A 23,792-nucleotide genomic window follows, 5' to 3' on the forward strand; every position below is an offset into this window, starting at 1 on the left:
GCGGCGGTGGCATCGATCCGGCTGCTCGCCGACACGACGCGGATGTCCGGAATCTGACATGAATGCCCGGAAAGTGATGCGAGCATGGGCGGATGCGACATGGCGGTAGGTGGTCCCATGGGGCCGTGAAGGTGGCCGGAGTTCTCCTTCTCGCGGCACTGTCCGCCTGCGGGAGCGCCGGCCCGGGGCAGGGCGGCGGCAGGACGCAGGTGGGTGCCGGGGGCGGTCGTGCGGCGCCGAGTACGCCCGCGCCCGAGCCGACCAGGATCCCGGACCTGGGGGACCGGATGCACGGGCGCATTCCCGCCGCGTCCCGTCAGGTGCTCGCGGTGTACGGCGAGGGAGAGGACTCCGCGAACTCCACCGCCGTGCTGTACACCAGGCGGGGCCGGGTCTGGGAGCGGGTCCGCGGTTGGCCCGCGCACAACGGCAAGAAGGGCTGGACCGCGGACCACCGTCTCGGGGACAACCGCAGTCCCGTCGGCGTGTTCACGCTCACCGCCGCGGGCGGCGTCCTGGACGACCCCGGGACGAGGCTGCCGTACACCCAGTCGGAGGACTACGCGGCGCCGCGCTGGTGGGACCGCTCGCACTGGCACGACTTCGACTACGTCATCGCCATCGACTACAACCGCGTCCAGGGCACCCCGCCCGACGATCCGACGAAGCCGCTGGGCGAGGAGAAAGGTGGCGGGATCTGGCTGCACCTGGACCACGGTGACGGCACGTCCGCCTGCGTCAGCCTGTCCAAGGACGCCATGGAGTACCTGCTGCGCACGCTCGACCCGGATCAGTATCCGGTGGTGGTGATGGGGGACAGGGCCGCGCTGGAGGCGTGACGCCGGTGGGGGAGGCGCCATTGCGGGGAGTGGCCGACTCCCCGTAGAACACCGCCCATGAAGAGACGGGTCATCATGTCCATGCTCACCGGGGCGACCCTGCTGGTGAGCACCTTCCTGGGCGCGGCTCCGGCACGATCGGCCGACGTCCCCGCCGAGTTCGGCACCGACTGGCACGACCCGGTGACGGCGGCGCCGCCGGTGGACCGGCCTTCCGGCAGGTCCTGCCACGTCACGCTCGCCGAGGCGCAGTTCCGGGACTTCACCCCGTACCGGGGCACCTACACCCCGCCCAAGGGCTGTGGCGACCGCTGGAGCAAGGTCGTCCTGCGTCTCGACGGCAAGGTGAAGGGGCGTCAGTTCGACCGGCTCGGTTTCGTGCACGTCGGTGGCGTCGAGATCCTCCGTACGTCGACGCCGGAACCCTCGCCCGACGGCATCGAGTGGTCCGTGGAGAAGGACGTCACCCGGTACGGCGACACCTTCCGCCGCAGCCGGGACGTCGAGATGCTGATCGGGAACGTCGTCGACGACACGTACACCGGAGTCATCGACGTGAAGGTCACGCTGACCTTCTACGCCGGGAAGCAGGCCGCGGCGCCCGACCGCGTCCTCACCCTGGCCGACGGCGCGACCCTCACCACCCCCCGCAACAGCGAACGCGTCGTCGCCGAGGTGTACGCCACCGGATCCGGAGGAGGGTGCGAGGAGTACTGGTATCTGACGGTGCCCGAGGAGGCGCCCTACTCCTGCCGGGCGGACGACGGCCCGTACCGCGAGGTGCAGGTCAGGGTCGACGGACGCCTGGCCGGCATCGCCACCCCCTTCCCGACCGTGTGGACCGGCGGCTGGTCCAACCCCTTCCTCTGGTACGTGATCCCGGGCCCCCGCGCCTTCGACGTCAAGCCGATCGAATACGACCTGACGCCCTTCGCCGGAATCCTCAACGACGGGCGTCCGCACCGCGTCGAGGTGTCCGTGGTCGGTGTCCCGGAGGGGCGGGGTGGCTGGAGCACTCCGGTCAACGTGCTGGTCTGGCAGGACGCCGGCCGGGCCGTCGTCCCCGGGAAGCTGCTCGGGAGCGACGCGGGCGACCTCGTCGACGCCACCGTCCACACGCCCGGCGCGGAACACCGCCTCGACACCGAGGGCGGGCACCGGCTGACCGTCGCCGGGTACCTCGACACCTCCCACGGCCGCGTGACCACCACCGTCACCCGCGGCCTCGCCCACACCTCCGTGCACCGCTGGACCGACGGCGAGACCGTGGACGGCCTGGACGCCACCTGGACCGACGACGAGAAGATCACGGTCGACCGTCGCGGACGTGCCGTCACCACCCGGACGCACCGCACCTACACGATGAACGGCACGACCACCCTCGGTGCCGGCGACCGGCTGCGGACGGTACTGACGCTCGGCGACCGGGCCGACGGCCTGACGACCCGGAACGGCCGGCGTGTGGCGTGGTCGCGGCTCGACGACACCTACACGGGTGATGCCACGTACACCGTGGGCGTGCCCCGCGACCAGCGCCACGCGGTCGGCACGACGAGCGAGCGCCACCGGCTGCGCGGTCCGGGCGGCTGTCACGACCGCCGGCTGACCACGGTGCAGGGGGTGCTGACCGAGGATCACACCGGCTGCTGAGCCGGAACGCGTGCGACGCGTCACGCGTGGCGGGATTTACACGACGGAAACGCGCAGGTCTTGTGCGCGATCAACGACACCTTCACAGTGATCGCCACGGAAATCGCTTTCCACATCGCAGAAGTCCAGTTCCGTCCCCTCAGGCCTTCCGTGCGCCGCCGTCCCCCCACTAGGAGTGCCCGTGCCGCCGTCCGTCCCGTCCCTGCCGCGACGCGTCGCACGCATACTGCGTACCTCACTCTTCGCGCAGGTCGCCTGCGCGCTCGTGCTCGGAATCGCCGTCGGAAAGCTGTGGCCCGACGTGGCCACGGACCTCCAGCCGCTCGGTGACGGGTTCACCCGGCTCATCAAGACGATCATCTCGCCGCTCGTGTTCTGCGTGGTGGTCGTCGGGATCGCGAAGGCCGGAGACCTCAAGGCCTTCGGCCGGATCGGGCTCAAGGCCCTGATCTGGTTCGAGGTCGCCAGCACGCTCGCCCTGCTCATCGGGCTCCTCGCCGCCAACGTCGTCCAGCCCGGCGCGGGGATGGACGTCGACCCGTCCACGCTGGACGCCTCGGCGGTCGACGCCAAGACGGGCGGCGGCTCGCTGCCCTCGACGACCGAGTTCGTCCTGAACGCGCTGCCCAAAAGTTTCATCGGCGCCTTCGCCGAGAACTCCCTGCTCCAGGTGCTCGTCCTGGCCTGTCTGGTGGGTGCCGCGCTGCTGCACCTCGGGCACACCAGGGTGCCGCAGGTCCTGCCCGCGATCGAACAGGCACAGGAGATCATCTTCGCGGTCGTCGGCTTCGTCATGCGTCTCGCCCCCCTCGCGGTGTTCGGCGCGATGGCTGTTCTCATCGGCAACTACGGGCTCGGCGTCATCGAGACCTACGGCAAGCTGATCGTCCTGTGCTACGCGGCCGCGGCGTTCTTCGTCGCGCTGCTCGCGGTGGCCCTGCGCATGGTGACCGGGCTCAGTCTCTGGAAGTTCCTGCGCTACATCCGTGAGGAGATGCTGCTCGCGCTCGGCACCGCCTCCACCGAGTCGGTCATGCCGCGGGTGATGCAGAAGCTGCGCAGGGCGGGCGCCCGCGACGACGCCGTGGGCCTGGTGCTGCCCACCGGGTACTCCTTCAACCTCGACGGCGCCTCGCTGTACCTGTCCATCGGCACGCTGTTCATCGCCCAGGCGGTCGGCGTGGACCTGAGCCCGGGGCAGCAGATCACCGTGGTCCTGGTGCTGATGCTGACCAGCAAGGGCATGGCGGGCATCCCCGGTTCCGCCTTCCTCGCCCTGTCGGCGACCGCGTCCTCGCTCGGTGCCATCCCGGCCGGCGCCGTCGCCCTGCTGCTCGGCGTGGACCGCATCATGGACGCGATGCGCGTGGTCACCAACCTTCTCGGCAACTGCGTCGCGGTGTTCGCGGTCTCCCGCTGGGAGGGCGCGCTGGACCTGGACCGCGCGAGGAAGACGCTGGACGGCGAGGCGGCCGCCGAGGGGGAGGATGCCTCGGTGCCGGAGGCGACGGCGCCTGTCGCTCCGTAGGCCGGTCCGTCGCGGAGGTGCGGGCGGCCGCGGCGCGCGGGACCGCCCGCGCACCCCCCGCGGCCTTGAAGGCGGGACCACGGTCCTGCCCGAAGGGGCGCGGGGACCGGCGCGACCGGCCACGCATCCCCTGCCCGGCAGCCGATGTGGCTCCTACGCGTCGCCGCGGGACGGTTCCGGCTCGTGCCGCGGCGCCTGGTCGTGCCGGGGAAGCAGGAACGGGGTGGTCAGGATGAGCAGTCCCGCGACCGTGAGAGCGGTGCGGGGGCTCGTCACGTCGGCGAGCAGACCGCCGAGCGCGGTGCAGACCGCGATGGCCGCCTGCTGGCCGATCGACCAGGCCGACAGGGTGCGGGCGACGAGATGCCGGGGGGTGTGTTCGAGCCGGTAGGTGGCGAGCACCGGGGTGTACAGACTCATGTTGACGATGATCGCCAGCTCGACGGCGATCACGGTGACGAGGCCGACCACGCCGGGACCGACGAAGGCCAGACCGATCAGCCAGATGACGCGCAGGGTGCCGACCGTGCGGAAGACCCGGTGCCGGCCGTGGCGGGCCACCACGCGGCGGGCCAGCCGGGAGCCGATGAGCCCGCCCGCACAGGGGGCGGCGAAGGCGAGGCCGTACTGCCAGGGCGGGAAACCGAGTTGGCGCAGCAGGAGCACCGCCAGCAACGGCTCGGTGGCCATGATCAGACCCGAGACGAGCAGGGCGTTGAGGTAGAGCGCCCGCAGACCGGGATGGCCCATGACGTGTCGCCAGCCGTCGAGCAGTGCGCCGGCTCGGACCGAGTTCCCGCCGGTCGGACGCGGCGCTTCTTCCCGGCCTCGGACGGCGGTGATGCCCAGCGCGGACAACAGGTGGCTGAGCGCGTCGGCCGTCACGGTGGCGACCGGACCGAAGAGGCCGATCGCCGCCCCGCCCAGGGGCGGCCCCACCGCGATGGAGCTCCAGTTCGTGGACTCGAACCGCGCGTTGGCCACGAGCAGGTCGTCCGGCCGGACGAGATCCTTGAGGAAGGCCCCACCGGCCGCGTTGAACGTGATCTTGGCCGCGGCGACCACGGCCGAGATCACGAGCAGTTGGACGAAACCGAGCCGACCCAGGGCATAAGCGAGCGGGATCGTCGCCATGACCGCGAACCGGGTGAGGTCCATCGCGATCATGACCGGGCGCTTGCGCCGGAACTCCACCCACGGCGCGAGGGGCACCGCGATCAGCGCACCCACCGCGGGCCCCGCCGCGGACAGCGCGGACACCTCGGCGGGGCCCGCACGCAACACCAGCACGGCGATCAGCGGCAAGGCTCCGAACCCCAGCCCGGACCCGTAGGCGCTCACCGCGTACGCCGCCCACAACCAGCCGAACCGCCGGCCCAACGGTCTTCTGCCCACGATGCTCCGCGCTCCCGCCCGAACAAACCGACGTTGACCGGTGAGAGCTAAGCGAGCCGCACAACAGCAGGTCAAACAACCGTACGGCCGGTCATGCACAACCATCCGTTGTTCATCGAGCTCGCGGGATGAGGGCTAGGGTGGCGCGTCGTGGATCTCGAAGCAGTGCGCACCTTCGCCGCTGTCGCGGAGGCGGGACAGTTCCAGAAGGCCGCCGCCGACCTGTCGGTCACCCAGCAGGCTGTCTCCAAGCGCGTCGCCGCGCTGGAGCGCACCCTCGGCGTGCGGCTGTTCACGCGCGCTCCCCGGGGCGCCGAGCTCACCATCGACGGTCAGGCGTTCCTGCCTCACGCGCGCGAGTTGCTGCGCGTCGCCGAGCGCGCGGTCGCGTCCGTGCGCCCCGGCCGCCGTCCACTGCGCGTCGACGTGATCGCCTCACGCGGCGCGGCATCGGGCCTGATGCGCGGCTTCCACCGCGCGCACCCCGAGATCGACCTCGACGTGGTGATGCTGCTGGGCATCGAGACGGCCGTCGCGGCCCTCCGCTCCGGTGCGATCGACGCGTCCTTCCGTGCCGTCGCCGCGCCCGGCCGGCCGCTTCCCGAGGACGTCGAGTCCGTCCGGGTGCTCGACGAGCCGCTCCAGCTCCTCACCGGCCCCGCCCACGCGCTGGCGGGCGCCCGGTCGGTGCCCCTCGCCCGGCTCGCCGGGCACCGGATCTGGATGCCCGGCATCGTCCCCGGTAGCGAGTGGGGCGCCTACTACGACGACCTCGTCGCCGAGTTCGGCCTCACCATCGAGGCGACCGGTCCCAACTTCGGTTCCGACGCGCTCCTCGACACCATCGCCGACACGCCGGCCCTGGCCACCTTCATGGGTGAGCACACCCGCCTCATCTGGCCCGCCGGCCACGGCCTGCGCCGCATCCCGGTGACCGACCCGACGCCCGTCTACCCGCACTCGCTCCTCTGGCACCGCGACAACCCCCACCCGGCGCTGGCCACCCTCCGAGTCCACCTCGCCGCCACGGCGACCGGCCACGACGCCGCCGGGACCTGGGTGCCTGGCTGGGTGAAACCGCGCCGGACGCCGCCGGCCGCCGACGGCGAGTGAGCCGGGAGCGGCCGTCTCAGCAGCGTCTGTCCGGCACCCCGTCCACCAGGGTGTCCAACAGCGCCCCGAGCACCTGGCGCTGTTCGTCGGTCAGCGGCGCCAGGATCTCCTCCGCGGCGGACCGCCGCGCCCCCCGCAGCTGACGCAGCGCCTTGTCGCCGTCTGCCGTCAGCTCGATCCGGATCACCCGGCGGTTCGTCGGGTCGGGGACGCGGCGGACCTTGCCGCCCGCCTCCAGTCCGTCGACGAGTGTCGTCACCGCCCGCGGGACCACCTCCAGGCGCTCGGCCAGGTCGGCCATGCGCGGCGGGGAGCTGTAGCACGCCAGTGTGCGCAGCAGGCGGGACTGGGCCGGGGTGACACCGAGGCCGCACTGTTCGATGTGCCGCTTCTGGATCCGGTGCACCCGGCGGGTGAACCGCAGCAGCTGCTCGGCGAGCACACTGTCGGAATCGGGGGTGGTCATGCGGGAACAATATCAGGATGCAGTTCATTGTGAGCATAGGTAACAATGAGCTATGCTCCGCCCGTCCCTCCCCCTCACCTCCCGTAGGAGCCCATGCACCCCGAGAAGCCAGACACCTGGACCCCGTCCGCCGACGCCGAGGGGCAGCCCCGGCAGGTGCGCCGCATCCTCGCCCTCTTCCGCCCCTACCGAGGCCGTCTCGCCGTGGTCGGCCTGCTGGTCGGCGCCGCCTCGCTGGTCTCGGTGGCCACGCCCTTCCTGCTGAAGGAGACGCTCGACGTCGCCATTCCGGAGGGACGCACCGGCCTGCTCAGCCTGCTCGCCCTCGGCATGATCCTCAGCGCCGTCCTCAGCAGCGTCTTCGGCGTCCTGCAGACGCTGATCTCCACGACGGTCGGCCAGCGCGTCATGCACGACCTGCGCACCGCCGTCTACGGCCGGCTGCAGCGCATGTCCCTCGCGTTCTTCACGCGCACGCGTACCGGCGAGGTGCAGTCCCGCATCGCCAACGACATCGGCGGCATGCAGGCCACCGTCACCTCCACGGCCACCTCCCTGGTCTCCAACTTCACCAGCGTGGTCGCCACGATCATCGCCATGATCGCCCTCGACTGGCGCCTGACCGTCGTCTCCCTGCTCCTGCTGCCGGTCTTCGTGTGGATCAGCCGACGCGTCGGCAACGAACGCAAGAAGATCACCACCCAGCGCCAGAAGCAGATGGCCGCCATGGCCGCCACGGTCACCGAGTCCCTGTCGGTCAGCGGCATCCTGCTCGGCCGCACCATGGGCCGCGCCGACTCGCTCACCGAGTCCTTCGCGGGGGAGTCCGAGCGCCTGGTCGAGCTGGAGGTGAGGTCCAACATGGCCGGCCGCTGGCGCATGGCCGTGATCACGATCGTCATGGCCGCGATGCCGGCGGTCATCTACTGGACGGCCGGGATGGCCCTGCAGCTCGGCGGCCCGGACGTCTCCCTCGGCACGATCGTCGCCTTCGTCTCGCTCCAGCAGGGCCTGTTCCGCCCTGCCGTCAGCCTGCTGGCCACCGGTGTGCAGATCCAGACCTCCCTCGCGCTCTTCCAGCGCATCTTCGAGTACCTCGACCTGCCGATCGACATCACCGAGCGCACGGATCCCGTCCACCTCGACCAGGTCAAGGGCGAGGTCCGCTTCGAGGACGTCGCCTTCTCCTACGACGGCGAGGGCGGGGCCGTTCTCGAGGGCGTCGACGTCACCGTGCCGGCCGGCGGCAGTCTCGCGATCGTCGGCCCGACCGGCGCCGGCAAGTCCACGCTGGGCTACCTGGTGCCGCGTCTGTACGACGTGACCGGCGGCCGGGTCACCCTGGACGGCGTCGACGTCCGCGACCTCGATTTCGACACCCTCGCGCGCGCGGTCGGCGTCGTCTCCCAGGAGACGTACCTCTTCCACGCCTCGGTCGCCGACAACCTGCGCTTCGCCAAGCCGGACGCCACCGACGAGGAGCTGTACGCGGCCGCGCGGGCGGCGCAGATACACGACCACATCGCCGCCCTGCCCGACGGCTACGACACCGTCGTCGGTGAGCGCGGCCACCGCTTCTCCGGCGGGGAGAAGCAGCGTCTGGCGATCGCCCGCACCATCCTGCGGGACCCGCCGGTGCTGATCCTCGACGAGGCGACGAGCGCGCTGGACACCCGCACCGAGCACGCCGTCCAGGAAGCCATCGACGCGCTCTCGGCCAACCGCACCACGCTCACCATCGCCCACCGGCTGTCCACCGTCCGCGGCGCCGACCAGATCGTGGTCCTCGACGCCGGCCGGGTGGCCGAACGGGGCACGCACGAGGAGCTGCTGGCGCGGGACGGGCGGTACGCGGCCCTGGTGCGGCGGGACGCCAGCCTGGAGCCGACAAGATGACAATATGACAGATTGCGGAGAGGTGTGCCGGATTTGGGATGATGTGGGAGTTACCGTGCCCGCATGCAGAAGAACACTCCGCCACGGAGCACGATTCGACTGACGCGCCGGGGCCGTCTCGCCCTCGTCGCGACCGGAGCCGTCGTGGCCGGTACCGCCGTGGCGGTGCCGCTGCTGAGCCCGGAGCGGACGGAGAAGGAGGCGCCGAGGAAACCGGCCACCCTGGTCATTCCGGAGGGCTGGCGCGCCGGCCAGATCTACCAGGCCGTCGACAAGGCCCTCGCCCTGCCCGCCGGCACCACCAGGAAGGCGCTGCCCAAGGCCGCCCTGAAGCTGCCGGAGGACGCCGAGGGCAACCCCGAGGGCTACCTCTTCCCGGCGACGTATCCGCTGGACAAGAAACCGACCCCGGAGGCGCTGCTGGCCTCCATGGTCGACACGGCGAACAAGAAGTTCAACAGGGCACCGATCGCCGCCGGCGCCCAGCGCAACGCGATGAACGTCTACCAGGCGGTCACCATCGCCAGCCTCGTCCAGGCGGAGGCCGCCACCAAGGCGGACATGGGGAAGGTGGCCCGGGTCGTCTTCAACCGGCTGGAGCGCGGCATGCCGCTGCAGATGGACTCCACCATCAACTACGCCCTGAACCGCTCCACGGTGCGGACCACGGAGCGGGACACCCGGATCGAGAGCCCCTACAACTCCTACCAGCGCATGGGCCTGCCGCCGACGCCGATCGACAACCCCGGCGAGGAGGCGATGCGCGCCGCCATCGACCCCACCCCCGGCGACTGGCTGTACTTCGTCACGGTCAAGCCGGGCGACACCCGGTTCACCGCGAACTTCCAGGAGCACCAGCGCAACGTCGCGGAGTTCAACCGGAACCAGCGGAGCCCGGCGCCGAAGGCGACCGGGTGACGTGACGGGACGTCAGGCGGCGACCGGCTCCCGGTCCGGCTCCCCGGTGCCCCCGGCCAGCAGCCGTCCGATGTCCCGCACGGCCGCGCGGCCGGCCCGGTTGGCGCCGATGGTGCTGGCCGAGGGTCCGTAGCCGACCAGATGGATCCGCGGGTCGGCGACCGCGCGGGTGCCGTCGATCCGGATCCCGCCGCCGTGCTCGCGCAGCCGCATCGGCGCGAGATGGTCGATGGCGGCCCGGAAACCCGTCGCCCAGAGGATGACGTCGGCCTCGACGCGCCGCCCGTCGTTCCACTCCACACCCTCAGGAGTGATCCGGTCGAACATCGGCAGCCGGTCGAGGACCCCGTCCGCCAGCCCCTGCCGGATCGCGTCGTTCAGCGGCAGCCCCGTCACGGAGACGACGCTCCTCGGCGGCAGTCCCCGCCGCACCCGCTCCTCCACCAGCGCGACCGCCGCACGGCCCGCCTCCTCGTCGAACGGCCCCTCGCGGAAGACGGGCGGCCGCCGCGTCACCCACGTCGTGGCCGCGGCGTGGGGCGCGATCTCCAGCAGATGCTGGGTACCGGACGCGCCCCCGCCCACCACGACGACCCGCCGCCCCGCGAACGCCTCGGGACCCGGGTACCGCGCGGTGTGCAACTGCCGTCCGCGGAAGGTCTCCTGGCCCGGACGGCGCGGCCAGAACGGCCGGTCCCAGGTCCCCGTGGCATTGATCAGGGCGCGCGGGGCCCACCTGCCCGCGGACGTCTCGACGAGCAGCCGGCCCCCGGACCCCTCGCGCACGGCACGCACGTCCACCGGCCGCCGAACCCGCAGACCGAAGGCGCGCTCATAGGCGTCGAAGTACTCGGCGATCACCTCGGACGAGGCCCGCGCCGGATCCGCCCCCGTCAGCTCCATGCCCGGCAGCGCGTGCATCCCGTGCACCTTGCCGTACGTCAGGGAGGGCCACCGGAACTGCCAGGCGCCGCCCGGACCGGGCGCGTGGTCCAGCACCACGAAGTCACGCTCGGGCTCGAAGCCGGTGCGCCGCAGGTGATAGGCGCCGGCCAGACCCGCCTGACCGGCACCTATGACGACCACCTCGACCTCACGTGTTTCGTTCACGCTTCCACCAACAGTGTGGGCCGGGCGGATCTTCCCCGGGCCGCGCAGCGGGTGTGGAACCCGGCGTGTGGGTCAGGATGGGGGCATGTCAGATGCGTTCACCACCCGAGTACTGCACGTCGCCTCCGGCACCCGGGAACGGGTCGTCGATCTCACCCATGACTGCGAGGCGTTCCTGCGGGAGGCCGCCGGGGGCCGGGACGGCCTCCTGAACGTCTTCGTCCCGCACGCCACCGCGGGGATCGCCGTCATCGAGACCGGCGCCGGCAGCGACGACGACCTCCTCGCCGCCCTGCACACCCTGCTCCCGGCCGACGACCGCTGGCAGCACCGCCACGGCAGCCCCGGCCACGGCCGCGACCACGTCCTCCCGGCCCTCGTCCCGCCCCACGCGACCCTGCCGGTCGTGGGCGGGAGGCTGGAACTGGGCACCTGGCAGTCGGTGTGCCTGGTGGACACCAACAAGGACAATCCCGACCGCCAGGTGCGACTGAGCTTCCTCGGTCAGTGACGTGGCCCGCGGGCCGACGGCGTGCGTCGGCCCGCGGGCCCGGTGCCCGGCGGCTGCGCCGCCTCCTCACCGCCTCACGTACAGATCCCCGGGCCACCGGTCGGTCGAGGACGAGCACGCCGTGACGGCCGCGCCGTCAGTTGGGCACGTACACGTCCTCCGTCCACGTCATCTCGACCTCGATGGGCTGCTGCCCGTCGGGGAAGAGACTCTTCGCCGCGTCCGACAGCCCCTTCATCACGGCATTGCTCTCGCCCTTCTCGTAACCGGCGTCGGACAGTGACCGGGTCGCCGACTCGACCGTCATCTTGTTGGTCACGGTCACCTCGACCGAGGCCTTCATGCCGCCGTTGTCCCATTCCGACGTGGACCTGTAGCAGCTCAGTCCGAGGATCTCGTAGTCGAGGTCGTAGGAACCGAGGGCCAGGCTGGACGGGCGGCCTCCGTAGATGCCCGCGGTCAGGTACCCGGTCACGTCGGTCAGGCCCTCCCACGCCTTCTCCCAGTCGTTCCGCCTGGAGTGCTTCTTGTCGTAGTGGCCGGCCAGACCGGTCGCGCCCATTCCCTTGTCCCTGACCAGCTTCTGGATGATCCGCCGGAACTTCCTGAAGTGGTCCTCGAAGCGAAGGTCCGCGACGAGGTCGCTGTCACTGCTGATGCGCAGCTTCGGCGGTCCTCCGGTCGCGAAGATGGCGACGATCTCGTAGGGCCCCACGTCGATGGGTACCCTGCTGCTGATCTCGCCCGCCCGGTCCCGTGCGGCGACGAACCTGCGGTGCGTGGCGGCCCGTGCGCCGGCCTCCTTGGCCCTGTTCGCGATGGCCCGGGCGGCCCGCTTGACCGCGTTGACGGCCTTCGAGGAGAGTCCCGTCTCGTCGACGTAGTTCACCGGGTTGTTGAGCGAGTAGGTGTACGCGCTCAGGCCCTGCGGGTCGTACGGGTCCGCCATCTCGTCGGAGCTGAGAAACCGGCCCAGTGCCGCGTCGTACATCCGGGCGCCCAGCAGCGACAGCCCGGTGCCGTCGTCCTCGGGCTTGCCGAGGAAGCCCCGGTCCGTCCCGGACGGCAGCACGCCGCTGTCACTGCGGTTCTCGCCGAAGGGCTTGTAGCGGCGGCGCGTCACCACGCCGGCCATGCTGATCAGCAGACTGGTGGAGGACTGGGTGTCGCCCAGCAGCCAGGTCAGGGTGCCGTTCGCCGAGCCGTCCGCGACGCGCAGGGCGACCGAGGTGCCGTTCGCCGCGTACATCCGGGTCGCCTTCGGTGTCCCGCCCTGTGCCCGGTGCACCTCGTGTCCGTCGAGGTAGAGCACGTTCTCCGTCGGGGAGGTCCGCAGCAGGACGTTGCCGTCGGCGTCGTAGACGTAGGCCGAGACCTCGTCGCCGGTCGGCTTGTCCTGGGTGATCCTGCTGATCCTGTTCTGGCCGTTCCACTCCAGAACGGAGGAGACGCCCTTGACGGTCCGGCTCGTCATCTGTCCGGCGTCGTTGTAGGAGAAGCTGTCGTCGCCGGCCCTGCCGACGGCGTGCGGCCGGGGCCGGTCCGGCGTGTACGTCTGCTCGTCCGCGCTGTAACCGGGGTAGGTGTAGTCCTTCGTGGTGCTCCCGGAGCTTGTGGTGTCGGTGACGGACTGGAGATTGCCCAGCCGGTCGTAGGTGTGCTTCACCTGGTACGGATCCGGACCCGTGAAGTCGGATGCCGGGGTGGCGGCGCAGGTCGTCGACGCCGTGGTCCAGGCGTCCGTGAGACGGTTGAGGTCGTCGTAGCGGAAGCATTCCTGCTGGCCGGCGACGTTCTCCCGGGCGGCGGTGACCTGTCCGGAGTTGTCGTGGGTCAGTGTGTCGTCCTGGATCTTCCGGGTGACGCCTGCCGTCAGGGTGCTCGTGGTGATGTTCTTGAGCCAGCCGCTGCCGTTGGCGTCGTCGTAGGCGTAGGCCCGGGTCACGGAGGTGCCGTTGCCTGCCGTCCCCAGCGAACGTGAGGTCACACGGCCGTGGTCGTCGTAAGCGGTGCCCGCCAGGTAGGTGCCGAGACCGCCGGTGAGCGAGTCGACACGGCCCTGCGAGGTGTAGCCGGTGGTGACGGTCTCCGCGGGGAGTCCGCCGACGGCCGGGTGGGCGACGGAGGTCAGGTGGTCGGCGGCGTCGTAGCCGTAGCCGAAGGTGTAGGTGCCGTTCAGTCCGGAACCGTCGTCCGGCACGGTCACCGACTTGGAGGTGATCCTGCCCCTGGCGTCATAGGAGTCGACCTTGGAGACGTACGCCTTGCCGCCCGAGTGGGTGGTGGAGGAGGCGAGCAGGCCCTTGCCGCCCTCGGCGGAGTCGTAGGCCAGGGCCTCGACCACCGTGCTCCCCTCGAGCGTCTTCTTCAGCCGGTTCAGCGTGTCGTACTCCCGGGTCAGGACCCTCCCCGCCCCGTCCGTCGTCACGCTCAGGTTGCCGTTGTCGTCGTACACGGCCGTGGAGTCACCCGCGTCCGGGTCGTCCGCGGTGACGCGCTCACCGGCCCAGTTGTAGGTGTAGTGAGTGGTGTTCTCCCGGGAGTCGTGGATGTACTTGAGCTGACCGCTTCGGGTGTACTCGTAACGGGTGGTCAGCGATTCGGCGCCGATGTGCTCCACCAGGCGCACCTTCTGCCCGTAGACATCGGTGTAGGTGTCCGTGGAGCCGCCCACCGGCGGGAACTCGGTCACCAGGTCGGCACCCAGGTAGCGGGTGACGTTCTTCCCGGCCTCCTGCGGCACTCCCTTCACCTGGACCTGCGACAGGGTCGTGCGCCCGGCCCAGTCGGCCACCACGTCCGTGTACGACGGAATGTCGGCGACGGCCGGGTTCACCAGGCCGGATCCGGCGTCGGCGGAGTTGTGGAACGCCGAGGAGGTGCCGGCGACGTTCCCCGACGAGTCGTAGCGGGTGACGGTGACCAGCCGGCCGGTTCCCGACGGGGCCGGTGTCTGCGTCTCCCGGGCCCGCCCCAGTCCGTCGTAGTAGCCGACCGACTTGATGTACGAGGAGCCGGACTGGAGGGTTTCGGAGGTGACCTTCATCGCCGCGCCGGTCGCCACGTCCGGTACCCCGGTCGCGGAGGCCGCCGTCGGAATGCTGTAGGCGAACCGCATCGACGGCTTCCCGTCGGGATAGTCGGCCGCCTCGGTGGGCTTGAAGACCTGTGACATACGGCCGACGGCGTCGTACACGACGCGGCTGGTGCGGCCGTTGACGTCGACGACCTTCCACGGCTGGCCGAAGTGCCGGGAGATGTACTCCGTCGTGGTCATGGGGCCGGCACCACCGGTCCCGTCCGGGTCGGGGGTGGTCGTCGCCACACCGTCGAGGGGCCACGAGGTGGCCGGGGTGTACGTCGTGGTCGTCAGGTTGTTCCTGCCGTCCCATGCCTTGACGGTGCGTCCGGCCGCGTCGTACTCGGCCCGCGTGGTGCGGTAGGCGGCGGCGCCCGTGTGGGTGCGTATCCGGGTCGCGTTCCCGTCGCTGAGCTTGGTGTCGTTCTCGTCGAAGGAGGTCGCGCCGTCGTAGAAGGTCACCTTGCGCCGGTCCTGGTGCAGGGTGTCCTGGCCGTTCGCCTGATCCTCCGCCTGGGTGGTGCAGGAGACGGTGTAGTGCCGCTCGTCGTCCGGGAAGACCATCCAGCGCCGCGCGCCGGTCGAGTCGAGCGTACCGGTGTTGTACGCGCGCCCGTACTCGGTGCAGTGGTTGTCGGAGACCCCGGTCGCCCCCCACTCGTCCGTGCGCAGCGGCAGGCCGAAGGTGCCGCTGGCGGCTTCGGAGTCCTCGTACTCGTACTGGGTCACGTGCTCGCGCCAGGTGGAGGTGTCGGAGTCGGTCGAGGTGTGCACCTTGTCCAGGGTGCGCACCTCCGTCTCACGCACGAAGCGCGCGTCGGGCAGACCCGTGTACTGGGCCGTGGTGTGCACCCAGTACTTGTGCCACTGCCGCTGCTGGGACTTTCCGTCGTGGTCGCGTGTGGAGGTCTCCAGAGTCTTTCCCGCCAGCCAGGCGGAGTCCTTCCACTTCACGTCCTCGGAGTCGGTGACGTTCACCGAACGGGTCTGCGAGGCATCGGTCTTGGAGGTGCGGTCGCCGTCGAGTCCGCGGTAGAGCCAGTGGTAGGTGGAGTGCCTGTTGGTGCCGGCGCCGGTGGTGACCAGGACCCGGCCGTAGCCGCGCCATTCGGACCAGCTCTCGTCCTCGTCGGCGACCAGCGGGTCGGCGGTGAAGCGCCAGCCGGGCGCGCCGTCGTACTGGTAGGTCGTGGTCATCGACGGGTTGCCCTCGGCGAGGTCCCCGGGGTCGACGACGACCTTGGTGACGACGAACTTCTTGAACCAGCCGGTCCTCTCCGTCTCGCTGCCCTCCGGCGTCCACTTCTGCCAGAAGCACTCGAAGGCGTTGCCCGACTGTGATGGCGGGTTGTTCTCGTCGCACTGGCGGGACACCGCGCCGTCGCTGTCCGTGGCGTGCCCGTAGGTCGCGGTGATCGTCGAACCCGTGTCCGTGAACACCTTGTTCACCCGGCGGAAGTTCAGCTCACCGTCGCCGACCTTGTTGTCCTGCCACTCCCCGTTGAAGTTGAGGGTGGGGAGGGTGACGTCGGTGCCCGCGTAGCCGCGGCGCTGGACGTAGTCCAGCCACAGCTGCGCGCCGACCGAGCCGGACGGGTTCATGAGCGCGTACTTCATCTGGTACTGCATGACCAGGTCCCAGTCCGCGGCGTCGTTGTCGCGGACATAGGTCTTGATGTCCCACAGCAGCTTGCGCTGGAAGAATGTCGGATAGTACGTCTTGCCCGCGCAGGACTCGCCGTCTTCGGGACCGTCGCAGATCAGGTCCACCGGCACGTCCGGGTACGACGCAGGCCTGGCGTCGATGGTCGGGCAGTCGGGGGTGGTGTTGTCGAGCGGGTCCTTCTCCTCCATCCGCTCCACACACCGGTTGAGGGTCTGGAACTCCACCTTCGCCGGCAGCTGCGCGCCCGCGATCTGTGAGGACCAGCCGTATTCGATCCGCGTCAGGTAACCGGCGCTGTCGTAGGAACGGGCCTTGTCGGCCGCGGCGACCGAACGGTAGTGGTTCTTGTCCTTCTCGTAGAAGTAGGCGTTCTCCACCTCGTTGGCCGTCACCACCCGGTCCAGGTTCCAGCGCCAGGTCTGCTGGCACGGCTCGGGGTACTGCCCGTGGCACGGCTCGCCGGTGTCGTCCCCGACCACGGGCACCCGCAGGGTCGAGTGGGTCGCGGCGCCGGTGCGCTGGGAGGTGCCCCAGCCGAAGTAGTGACGGGTGCCGTCCTGGTGGGAGACGACCCAGTAGTCCTTGGACCAGTCGTCGGCGTCATGGGTGAGTCGCTGCACCCGCCAGCCCGGGTCGTCCTTGACGTGGTAGGAGCCGTCACCGGTCTTGTCCTGCACCAGCTCCGAGGAGAGCCCGTCCAGGTTGATGACGTAGACGGCACCCGAGGGTTCGGCGGAGGAGTTGGGCGAGTCCCAGCACAGGTCACCGAAGGTCGGGTGGCCGTCCAGGGTGCAGTTCTTGTAGCGCCGTTCGATGAAGCCGCCGGCGTTCAGGTCCCAGCCCATTCCGGTCCACGACGCCTGGTTGTTCGACGCGGAGGTACGGCCGTCGATCGACTGCGAGTTGTAGTTCAGCGACAGGCCGGGAGCCTCGCCCATCGGCGGCTCCGGAACCTCGACCGGCACCGAGTACGTGAAGGCGCCCGAGCCGAGCGACACGTCCCACTTGCCGGTGGGCGACAGCGTGCTGGCACGGTAGTCGCCGTCGTCGGACGACGCCCCGGAGGCGACCGCGTAGACCGCGGGCTCGGACAGGGCCGCCATCCCGGAGAGCCGCTCGACCTGGGGGGCCGCCTCCACGGTCGCGGTCAGCGTGCCGGCCTCGGTGTCGTTGACCGCCGCGACGTCCTCGCCGTCACGGCAGCGCTCCAGCTCCGGGGTGGTGGCGGCGCAGGCGGGCAGCCTCACCAGGCGCAGCCGGCCCGCGAAGTCACCGCCGTAGGCGTGGGCGAAACCGGAGTAGTCGATGGAGACGTCGACCTTCCCGGCGGTCTCCCCTCCGTCCTTGCGGGCCACTCTCAGCGCCAGGCCGACACCACCGGCCGCCTCGGCCTTCCCGCGGTCCAGGACCTCGACATCCACCTTGGCGGGCGCCCCGCCCGCCGACCGGTTCCCGGCGCCGGTCTCACGGACCGACACCACGGACACCTCGCCGGCGACCGGGCGCGCGGCACGCCGTGCGGCCGGCACCGCGCCGAAGTCGACGGTCTCCCTCCCCGCCTCGGGCCACGACACCTTCGGCGCCTCGGTCAGGGTGGGCTCCGCCGGCTGAGGCACCGGGGAGTCCAGTGCCCGTGACGGCACGCTCGGCTTCCTGCCGTCCGGCAGGGCCACGGCCGCGCCGGGCGCGAACACCACCACCGAGAGCAACCCGGCCAGCATTCCCTTGCTGACCAGAGCAGCGAGAGTTCGCGAACGAAAAGGTCTCACGAGGCTCCTATCCCACATCGACAACCCGTCACCGGCGCCGTTGTCCACCGGTCGTCGCCCCCGGGTGGCCGTGTCGTGTGCCGACCCCGCGATCAGGGGCGGCCGCGCGATGTCCACAGGCGGCAATGCCGTCGGGGGCGCGGCCGCAACGACCGGTACAGGGCACTGACCTGGGGGCCCGTCATGCGCACGCTAAGGGGAGGCCTGCCGTCCGGCCACTGTGCACGGTGGCCAGATTCAGCTCCGGACCGTGCAAGGTGACCAGTGCGGCGGGCGCGAAGGGGGGCCAAAGGGGCACAGACCGCGCGAGTCGCCCGGCCCCGGCGGACCGGGTTCGCCGCGATCCACCGTCTCGTCCCTGCCTGTCGGCATTCACATCTGACAAGATCCAGCGGTCACGTCAGAGATCAGCGAAACGCCAGAACTCCGGGACGCACGCGGGATGCCGGCGAACGGCCTTCCGCTCGCGCCGACTTCTGGCGGGGAGGGGAAGCCATGCTCGTCGCGTCGCGCTTCAGACCACGCAAGTCCGCCACCGTCCTCAGTGCCCTGTTGCTGGCGACGGGCCTGCAGGCGATGAACGCTCCCGAGGCGGCCGCCGCGCTGCCGGAGATCAGCACCGTCTTCAACGACCCGGACGGCACCACCCAGGAGCAGCAGGCGATACGGCTTCGGATCCTGAGCCTCGTCGACTCGGCCGCGATGGACTCCGAGATAACCGTCGCGCTGTACCACATGTGGGACGAGACGATCGCCCGCGCCCTCGCCGCGGCGCACACCGAACGGGGGGTCCGCGTACGGGTGTTGCTGGACTCCACCAGCGTCAGCAGCAACCCGTCCAACCCGTCCTACGGGATTCTGCGGGACGCCCTGGGCACCGACCGCACGCAGAGCTCGTTCGTCGGACTGTGCCCGCAGGGCCGGGCCTGCCTGGGCGACCCCGCCAACGGCGCGTCCATCAACCACAACAAGTTCTTCCTGTTCTCCCAGGTCGACGGGGCGTCGAACCTGGTCGTCCAGACCTCGTCGAACCTGACGCCCTCTCAGTACAGCCGTATGGCCAACGACGCCGTACTCCTCCAGAACACCGGCATCTACACCGCCTACCGGTCCTACTTCGGCAAGCTCGCGGCCCAGGACTGGGACTCGTGGTCCTACACCACGGCCACGTTCTCCCCGTACAAGGCGTACTTCTATCCCTACGTACCGGGCACCGGGAACAGCTCCGACACCATCTGGAACATCCTCGACGAGGTGACCTGCACCTGGACCGAGGGCGGCACGACCCTGCGCAGCAAAGTCCGGGTGGCCGTACTGAAGATCACGCGGCAGGGGGTCGCCGACAAGCTCGTGGCCCTGAAGAAGGCGGGCTGTGACGTCCAGATCGTCTACGCCGAGTCGGACAGCGCCGCGAGCACCGGCAGCCCCGGAACCTGGGAGACTCTGCACACGGCCGGAGGCCCCACCGTCCGCTGCTACAACCACGACGAGGACAACGACTCCACGACCACGAACTCCACGGTGCACTCGAAGTACCTGCTGATCGACGGCAAGTACGCAGGCACCGTCAACAAGCTGGTGTGGACGGGCAGTCACAACTACTCGGGCCCCGCCCTGCGGGAGAACGACGAGGCGCTGCTGAAGATCGACAACACGGCCGTCCACGACCAGTACGCCGCCAACTTCAGCGCGGTGACGGCCGCCGCCGTCCCCGGCACCGCCGACGACACACCCGCCTGCAAGGGCGTGTGAGGGGCGGCACCGAGAAGGCGGTCCGCCCCGCCGGGGCGCGGGGCGGACCGCCGAAGCCTCCCGTGACCTGAACCTGTGCATCCGGTACCCCTCAGCCATGCATCCGGTAAAGGTGTCGTAAAGTGCGGTCGGGCAAGAGGTGGCCGTACCGGAAGGGTGAGACGGGCTGTGCGGACGGTGGGGGGACGGGAGGATCTCGACGCGCTCCTGCGGCTGGTGCGGCGTCGGACGTGCCCGGACGAGGTGCTCGCATGGGTGGCCTCGCGGATCGGGGCAGACATGGCATGGGTGCCCGGGGAAGGTGCCGCCGTGCCGACCGCCGGATTCCCGTTGACCATGCTGACGACGCTCGCGGAGCCCCTGTCGAAGGTGACCGCGGGACGTCTCGCGGCCTCCACGGCCTACCTGGACGGTCGAGAAGTCCGGCTGGAGGGCTTCGGGCCGTATACGCCGCGCACGGTTCTCGTCACGGTGAGCACGGCCTCGCTGCCGGCCGAGGCCGCGGCCCTGGCGTCGCAGGCCGGCGGGCTCCTCGACCTGATGGGGCGCGCGATGACCGCCGACAGCAGCAGGCGCGAGTACGAGGGCAAGGCCCGGCAGTTGCGCTTCGCCGTGCTCACGGCCCTGATGACCGGCGACGTCACCCTTGCGCGAAGGATGACGACCGGCCAGGTCCCGCCGCTGCTCGACTCCGAGCGGGTACGGGTCCATCTGCTGCACTGCCGGCCGGCCGACCGCGACCGGCTCGTCAGATCCCATCTGGACTCCTCCGGCTACCACGGGCTGGGGCTGATGGCGCACTGCCCGGCCTTCGACGAGCACCTCATCTGCCTGGTCCCCGAGTCCGCCGATCCGGGCGAGACCCCGGCGCAGGGTGAGATGCTGCGCCGGCTCGTGGACGACAACCCCGGGTACGCCCTCGGCATCAGCCGCCTCCACCCTCTCTCCGCGACGGGTTCCGCGTACGGCGAGGCCGTGCACGCCCTGGCCGTCGCCCGCAGCTCACCGGGCCGGGTGGCCGCCTACCGACGGCAGTCCTCGCTGGCCGAGGCGCTGCCCCGAGCCGCCGGCCGGGCCTGGGCGCAAGCGCTCACGGCGCCGCTGCGCGATGTGCCCAAGCCCACCGTGGACATCTCCCGGCTGGCCGTCGCCTTCCCCCGCACGGCCGTGGCCCGCCTGCTGAGCATCAGCCGCACCACGGTCACCGCGCACTGCCGCAAGGCCGAGGCCGCGCTCCAAGTGGACCTCGGGGACGTACGCACACGCGCCGCGCTCGACCTCGCCCTGTCCCTCGCGGGCGCCGAACCGGACCCCGCCCTCGTGGTCCCGCCGAGGGCACCCGCCCTGGACGAACTCCTGCGCACCGCTGCGGCCGTCGCCTGGGCCGACGCCTTCCTGCTTCCCCTCCGTGAGGACCGGTACCACGAGGTGTACGCCACCCTGGCGGCCTGGATCGACGCCAACACGGACGCACAGCGGACGGCCGTCCGCCTCGGCCTGAGCCGCAACACCGTGCGCGCACGGCTGCGTACGGCGGAACGGCTGTTGAAGCGTGACCTGCTCACCACGGGCACCGGCCTCCCCGACGTGGTCCACGCGCTCAGGGTGACGGAGCTCAAGGACTCGGAGCCCTCCGAAGCGGCCGCCGGCCTGCTCGCCGGGTGACGACCCGGTCCCGTCTTCGTGCCGTGTGGCTCTCGTACGGGCAGGGCGGAAGCCCCCGACGATCGCTCCGCAGCCGAGGTGGGCCAAGGCGGCGACCGGACCACTCCTGTTCGGCGAACGGCAGCGCGATCAGGGCGCGGCGCCGCCGCGTCCGGCGCGATCTCCAGCAGATGCGTCTTTCCGACGAGTGACCGGCCGTCAGGCGCGCTGGGCTTCCCGGGCCGGGGTCACTCCTCTCCCGTGAGCAGCCGCCGCGGGTTCGCGATGCGGAAGGCGTATGCCGCGGCTCCGCCCAGACCGAAGCCGGGGTGGCGCGGCGGCCGCGCGTAGGGCCGGTCCGAGCCCTGGACGACGGCGTCCACGCCGAGAGCGTGCACGACCGCGTCGACGGCGGTCGGACCGTAGGAGGAGGTCTCGACGAACACGTCCGGATCGGCCTTCTCCCGCGGTCCGCCCCGGGCGTCGAAGCGCTCCCCGTGCAGCGGCGCGAGCCCGGCCAGCAGCGCGAAGCACACCCGCAGCCGCGGATGCCGGGGCCGGCCGAAGGCCTTGAAGGCGAACCACGCGGCGTGCATCTGCTGCACGTAGGGAACCATCGCGGGCCACCACCCGGGACCCTCGGACCCGCCGGCGGCCGCGGGCCCCGGATGCACGAAGAGCGGCAGCCCGCGCTCCTCCAGCAGGTCGAGCAGCGGGGCGCAGTGCGCGTACCCCGCCGCGTCGGCGAGGGCGTTCGCCGGGAGCTGGAGACCGACGAACCCGCGGTCCAGCTCCTTGGCCGTCGTGTCCGCGTCGACCTCCCGTACGCAGGCGGCGGCCCAGGCGCCGAACGGCTCGGGCAGTGCGGCCGCGCCGGCGTGGTAGGCGTCGAGCAGGGGCCGGGCCTCGGCGGCGGGCAGCCACTCCACGCCGATCGGGGCGGACAGCGACACGAGCGCCCGGCCGAGGCCGTCGGCCGCGGCGAGGTCCGCACGCCAGGCGACGTCGTGGTCGGCGGGCGGGACGTCGTAGGGCGGCTCTCCGTCCAGGAAGAGGGTCCAGCCGTCGAGGTACGGCGGCTCGCGCCGGGCCCGCAGGGCCGCCACCAGCGAAGGGGTCCACAGATGCTGGTGCACGTCGACGCTGGTCATGACGCTCCTCCCGCCGTGCCCGACGCCTCGCCCCGCAAGGCGCGCGGTGTGCCCCGGACATCTTCCGCACCCAGGATCTCGCGGTCCCCCCTCTCCCCGTCCACCCCCTCCCTCCCCGTCCACCCCCTCCGGCCCGACCCGTCCTGCGCACACGCCGGGCGGATGCCACGCTGGAGCCATGTCGGGCAACGGGCCGGCCGTCTCCCGCCGGGAGTTCGACGCCCTCTTCGACGCGGTGCGCACCTGGGGCCGCTGGGACCGGGCCGAGCGCGGCGCCTGGAACCGGGTGACCCAGGACCGTGTGCGGCGGGCCACGGCCGCGGTGCGGTCCGGGACGGTCGTCCCGATGGCGCTCGCCTGGAACACCCGTCCCGGCCCCGACAACCCCAGACCGGCCCTGCACCACATGACCGACCTCGGTGACGTGGAGAGCCCCGAGCCCGCCACGTACAAGGACTTCGTCGCCGTCGAGCACCACGGCAAGGCCGTCACCCACCTGGACGCGCTGTGCCACGTCGCCTATCGGGGGCGGCTCTACGGCGGGCGGACCGCGCGGGACGTCGTCGACGCCGCCGGTGCCCGCTTCGGCGCGGTGTCCGCGCTCGGGCCCCTGGTGACCAGGGGTGTGCTGCTGGACCTCCCCGCCGTCCTGGGGGTCCGCTGGCTGGACCCTGGACAGGCGGTGCGCGCCCGGGACGTCGTCGCGGCGGAGAAGGCGCTCGACGTGACGATCGGGGAGGGCGACGCCGTGCTGCTGCGCACCGGACACGTCCGCCGCCGTGCCGAACTCGGCGCCTGGGACTCCGGCGCGGCGAGCGCGGGCTTCCATGTGGACGCCCTGCCCCTGCTGGCCGAGCGGGGTGTCGCGCTGCTCGGCAGCGACGGCGACAGCGATGTGCGGCCCTCGCCCGTGCCCGGCGTGCACTCGCCCGTCCATGTCCTGGCCGTCGCCGCGATGGGGGTGCCGCTGCTGGACAACCTCGACCTGGAGGCCCTCGCGGCGGAGACGGCCGAGGCGGGGCGGCACGCGTTCCTGTTCGTCGTGACGCCGTTGAACATCCCGGGCGGTACCGGGTCACCGGTCAGCCCGGTCGCGGTCCTGTGACGGGACGCGGTCGCGCGGCCGGCGTCCGCCCGACTGGTGACGGACGGCTGACACCCGGTACCCGAGGCCTGACACCCGACGAAGCCCGACGGCGCCCGAGCCCGCCGACGCATGACGCCGGCGTCCGGCCGGCCGCCCTCCGGCCCCCTCCCCGCCGCCGTGCGGAGGGGGGAGGCCATGACTCATGACCCGTATGTCCG

Annotated in this window: 15 protein-coding genes; 10 read left to right on the forward strand and 5 right to left on the reverse strand. The window is 71.3% G+C overall.

Annotated features, from left to right (window positions below; all coding sequences use genetic code 11):
* The first annotated feature begins 92 nt into the window (after nucleotides 1-92).
* The 3 genes from ACFY2L_RS24500 to ACFY2L_RS24510 all read left to right on the forward strand — a co-directional run bounded on the left by ACFY2L_RS24500 (nucleotide 93) and on the right by ACFY2L_RS24510 (nucleotide 4,017).
* Nucleotides 93-839 carry a L,D-transpeptidase family protein gene (locus tag ACFY2L_RS24500; RefSeq protein ID WP_390823375.1) on the forward strand — a complete coding sequence of 249 codons (747 nt, stop codon included), beginning with the start codon at nucleotides 93-95 and terminating at the stop codon, nucleotides 837-839.
* A gap of 57 nt (nucleotides 840-896) precedes the next feature.
* Nucleotides 897-2,489: a peptide-N4-asparagine amidase gene (locus ACFY2L_RS24505; protein WP_390823376.1), complete on the forward strand. Its 1,593-nt coding sequence runs from the start codon at nucleotides 897-899 to the stop codon at nucleotides 2,487-2,489.
* A gap of 181 nt (nucleotides 2,490-2,670) precedes the next feature.
* Nucleotides 2,671-4,017 carry a cation:dicarboxylate symporter family transporter gene (locus ACFY2L_RS24510; RefSeq protein WP_390657498.1) on the forward strand — a complete coding sequence of 449 codons (1,347 nt, stop codon included), beginning with the start codon at nucleotides 2,671-2,673 and terminating at the stop codon, nucleotides 4,015-4,017.
* 153 nt (nucleotides 4,018-4,170) lie between these two features.
* On the opposite strand, the gene ACFY2L_RS24515 is transcribed toward ACFY2L_RS24510, so the two are convergent.
* Nucleotides 4,171-5,415 carry an MFS transporter gene (locus ACFY2L_RS24515; RefSeq protein WP_390823501.1) on the reverse strand — a complete coding sequence of 415 codons (1,245 nt, stop codon included), beginning with the start codon at nucleotides 5,413-5,415 and terminating at the stop codon, nucleotides 4,171-4,173.
* Between the two features lie 147 nt (nucleotides 5,416-5,562).
* Between ACFY2L_RS24515 and ACFY2L_RS24520 the strand changes: the two genes are divergently transcribed.
* On the forward strand, nucleotides 5,563-6,525 hold the full coding sequence (locus ACFY2L_RS24520) for a LysR family transcriptional regulator (protein ID WP_390823377.1): 963 nt from the start codon (nucleotides 5,563-5,565) through the stop codon (nucleotides 6,523-6,525).
* A 16-nt stretch (nucleotides 6,526-6,541) separates the two neighbouring features.
* Here the strand turns inward: ACFY2L_RS24520 and ACFY2L_RS24525 are convergent, their stop codons facing one another.
* Nucleotides 6,542-6,991, reverse strand: a complete 450-nt coding sequence (locus ACFY2L_RS24525) for a MarR family winged helix-turn-helix transcriptional regulator (RefSeq protein WP_390657500.1) — start codon at nucleotides 6,989-6,991, stop codon at nucleotides 6,542-6,544.
* Nucleotides 6,992-7,084: 93 nt separating this feature from the next.
* Here ACFY2L_RS24525 and ACFY2L_RS24530 point away from each other — a divergent pair, with 93 nt between their 5' ends.
* Both ACFY2L_RS24530 and mltG read left to right on the forward strand, forming a co-directional pair.
* Nucleotides 7,085-8,887: an ABC transporter ATP-binding protein gene (locus ACFY2L_RS24530; RefSeq protein WP_390657501.1), complete on the forward strand. Its 1,803-nt coding sequence runs from the start codon at nucleotides 7,085-7,087 to the stop codon at nucleotides 8,885-8,887.
* A gap of 63 nt (nucleotides 8,888-8,950) precedes the next feature.
* Nucleotides 8,951-9,805 carry an endolytic transglycosylase MltG gene (gene mltG / locus ACFY2L_RS24535; RefSeq protein WP_390823379.1) on the forward strand — a complete coding sequence of 285 codons (855 nt, stop codon included), beginning with the start codon at nucleotides 8,951-8,953 and terminating at the stop codon, nucleotides 9,803-9,805.
* A gap of 12 nt (nucleotides 9,806-9,817) precedes the next feature.
* On the opposite strand, the gene ACFY2L_RS24540 is transcribed toward mltG, so the two are convergent.
* A complete protein-coding gene (locus ACFY2L_RS24540) occupies nucleotides 9,818-10,915 on the reverse strand; it encodes an NAD(P)-binding domain-containing protein (protein WP_390823380.1) in 1,098 nt (365 codons plus the stop codon).
* An 85-nt stretch (nucleotides 10,916-11,000) separates the two neighbouring features.
* Between ACFY2L_RS24540 and ACFY2L_RS24545 the strand changes: the two genes are divergently transcribed.
* Nucleotides 11,001-11,426, forward strand: a complete 426-nt coding sequence (locus ACFY2L_RS24545) for a secondary thiamine-phosphate synthase enzyme YjbQ (protein ID WP_390657504.1) — start codon at nucleotides 11,001-11,003, stop codon at nucleotides 11,424-11,426.
* Between the two features lie 136 nt (nucleotides 11,427-11,562).
* Here the strand turns inward: ACFY2L_RS24545 and ACFY2L_RS24550 are convergent, their stop codons facing one another.
* The gene (locus ACFY2L_RS24550) at nucleotides 11,563-17,940 is read right to left on the reverse strand and encodes an RHS repeat-associated core domain-containing protein (RefSeq protein WP_390823381.1); all 6,378 of its coding nucleotides are present in this window, start codon (nucleotides 17,938-17,940) and stop codon (nucleotides 11,563-11,565) included.
* A 495-nt stretch (nucleotides 17,941-18,435) separates the two neighbouring features.
* Between ACFY2L_RS24550 and ACFY2L_RS24555 the strand changes: the two genes are divergently transcribed.
* Both ACFY2L_RS24555 and ACFY2L_RS24560 read left to right on the forward strand, forming a co-directional pair.
* Nucleotides 18,436-19,692, forward strand: a complete 1,257-nt coding sequence (locus ACFY2L_RS24555) for a phosphatidylserine/phosphatidylglycerophosphate/cardiolipin synthase family protein (RefSeq protein ID WP_390823382.1) — start codon at nucleotides 18,436-18,438, stop codon at nucleotides 19,690-19,692.
* Between the two features lie 309 nt (nucleotides 19,693-20,001).
* Nucleotides 20,002-21,357, forward strand: coding sequence for a helix-turn-helix domain-containing protein (locus tag ACFY2L_RS24560; protein ID WP_390823383.1), 1,356 nt, complete (start codon nucleotides 20,002-20,004; stop codon nucleotides 21,355-21,357).
* A gap of 227 nt (nucleotides 21,358-21,584) precedes the next feature.
* Here the strand turns inward: ACFY2L_RS24560 and ACFY2L_RS24565 are convergent, their stop codons facing one another.
* Nucleotides 21,585-22,487 carry an amidohydrolase family protein gene (locus tag ACFY2L_RS24565; protein WP_390823384.1) on the reverse strand — a complete coding sequence of 301 codons (903 nt, stop codon included), beginning with the start codon at nucleotides 22,485-22,487 and terminating at the stop codon, nucleotides 21,585-21,587.
* Nucleotides 22,488-22,665: 178 nt separating this feature from the next.
* On the opposite strand from ACFY2L_RS24565, the gene ACFY2L_RS24570 reads away from it, so the two are divergent.
* The gene (locus tag ACFY2L_RS24570; protein ID WP_390823385.1) at nucleotides 22,666-23,592 is read left to right on the forward strand and encodes a cyclase family protein; all 927 of its coding nucleotides are present in this window, start codon (nucleotides 22,666-22,668) and stop codon (nucleotides 23,590-23,592) included.
* Nucleotides 23,593-23,792 lie beyond the last annotated feature (200 nt).

It is taken from the genome of Streptomyces sp. NPDC001381 (assembly GCF_042895685.1).
Taxonomy (GTDB): domain Bacteria; phylum Actinomycetota; class Actinomycetes; order Streptomycetales; family Streptomycetaceae; genus Streptomyces.

What these genes read in the sequence shown, in the direction of transcription:
- ACFY2L_RS24500 (WP_390823375.1), top strand. Translation starts at nt 93, where the DNA reads ATGCGACATGGCGGTAGGTGGTCCCATGGGGCCGTGAAGGTGGCCGGA.
- ACFY2L_RS24505 (WP_390823376.1), top strand. Translation starts at nt 897, where the DNA reads ATGAAGAGACGGGTCATCATGTCCATGCTCACCGGGGCGACCCTGCTG.
- ACFY2L_RS24525 (WP_390657500.1), bottom strand. Translation starts at nt 6,991, where the DNA reads ATGACCACCCCCGATTCCGACAGTGTGCTCGCCGAGCAGCTGCTGCGG.
- ACFY2L_RS24530 (WP_390657501.1), top strand. Translation starts at nt 7,085, where the DNA reads ATGCACCCCGAGAAGCCAGACACCTGGACCCCGTCCGCCGACGCCGAG.
- mltG (WP_390823379.1), top strand. Translation starts at nt 8,951, where the DNA reads ATGCAGAAGAACACTCCGCCACGGAGCACGATTCGACTGACGCGCCGG.
- ACFY2L_RS24545 (WP_390657504.1), top strand. Translation starts at nt 11,001, where the DNA reads ATGTCAGATGCGTTCACCACCCGAGTACTGCACGTCGCCTCCGGCACC.
- ACFY2L_RS24555 (WP_390823382.1), top strand. Translation starts at nt 18,436, where the DNA reads ATGCTCGTCGCGTCGCGCTTCAGACCACGCAAGTCCGCCACCGTCCTC.
- ACFY2L_RS24565 (WP_390823384.1), bottom strand. Translation starts at nt 22,487, where the DNA reads ATGACCAGCGTCGACGTGCACCAGCATCTGTGGACCCCTTCGCTGGTG.
- ACFY2L_RS24570 (WP_390823385.1), top strand. Translation starts at nt 22,666, where the DNA reads ATGTCGGGCAACGGGCCGGCCGTCTCCCGCCGGGAGTTCGACGCCCTC.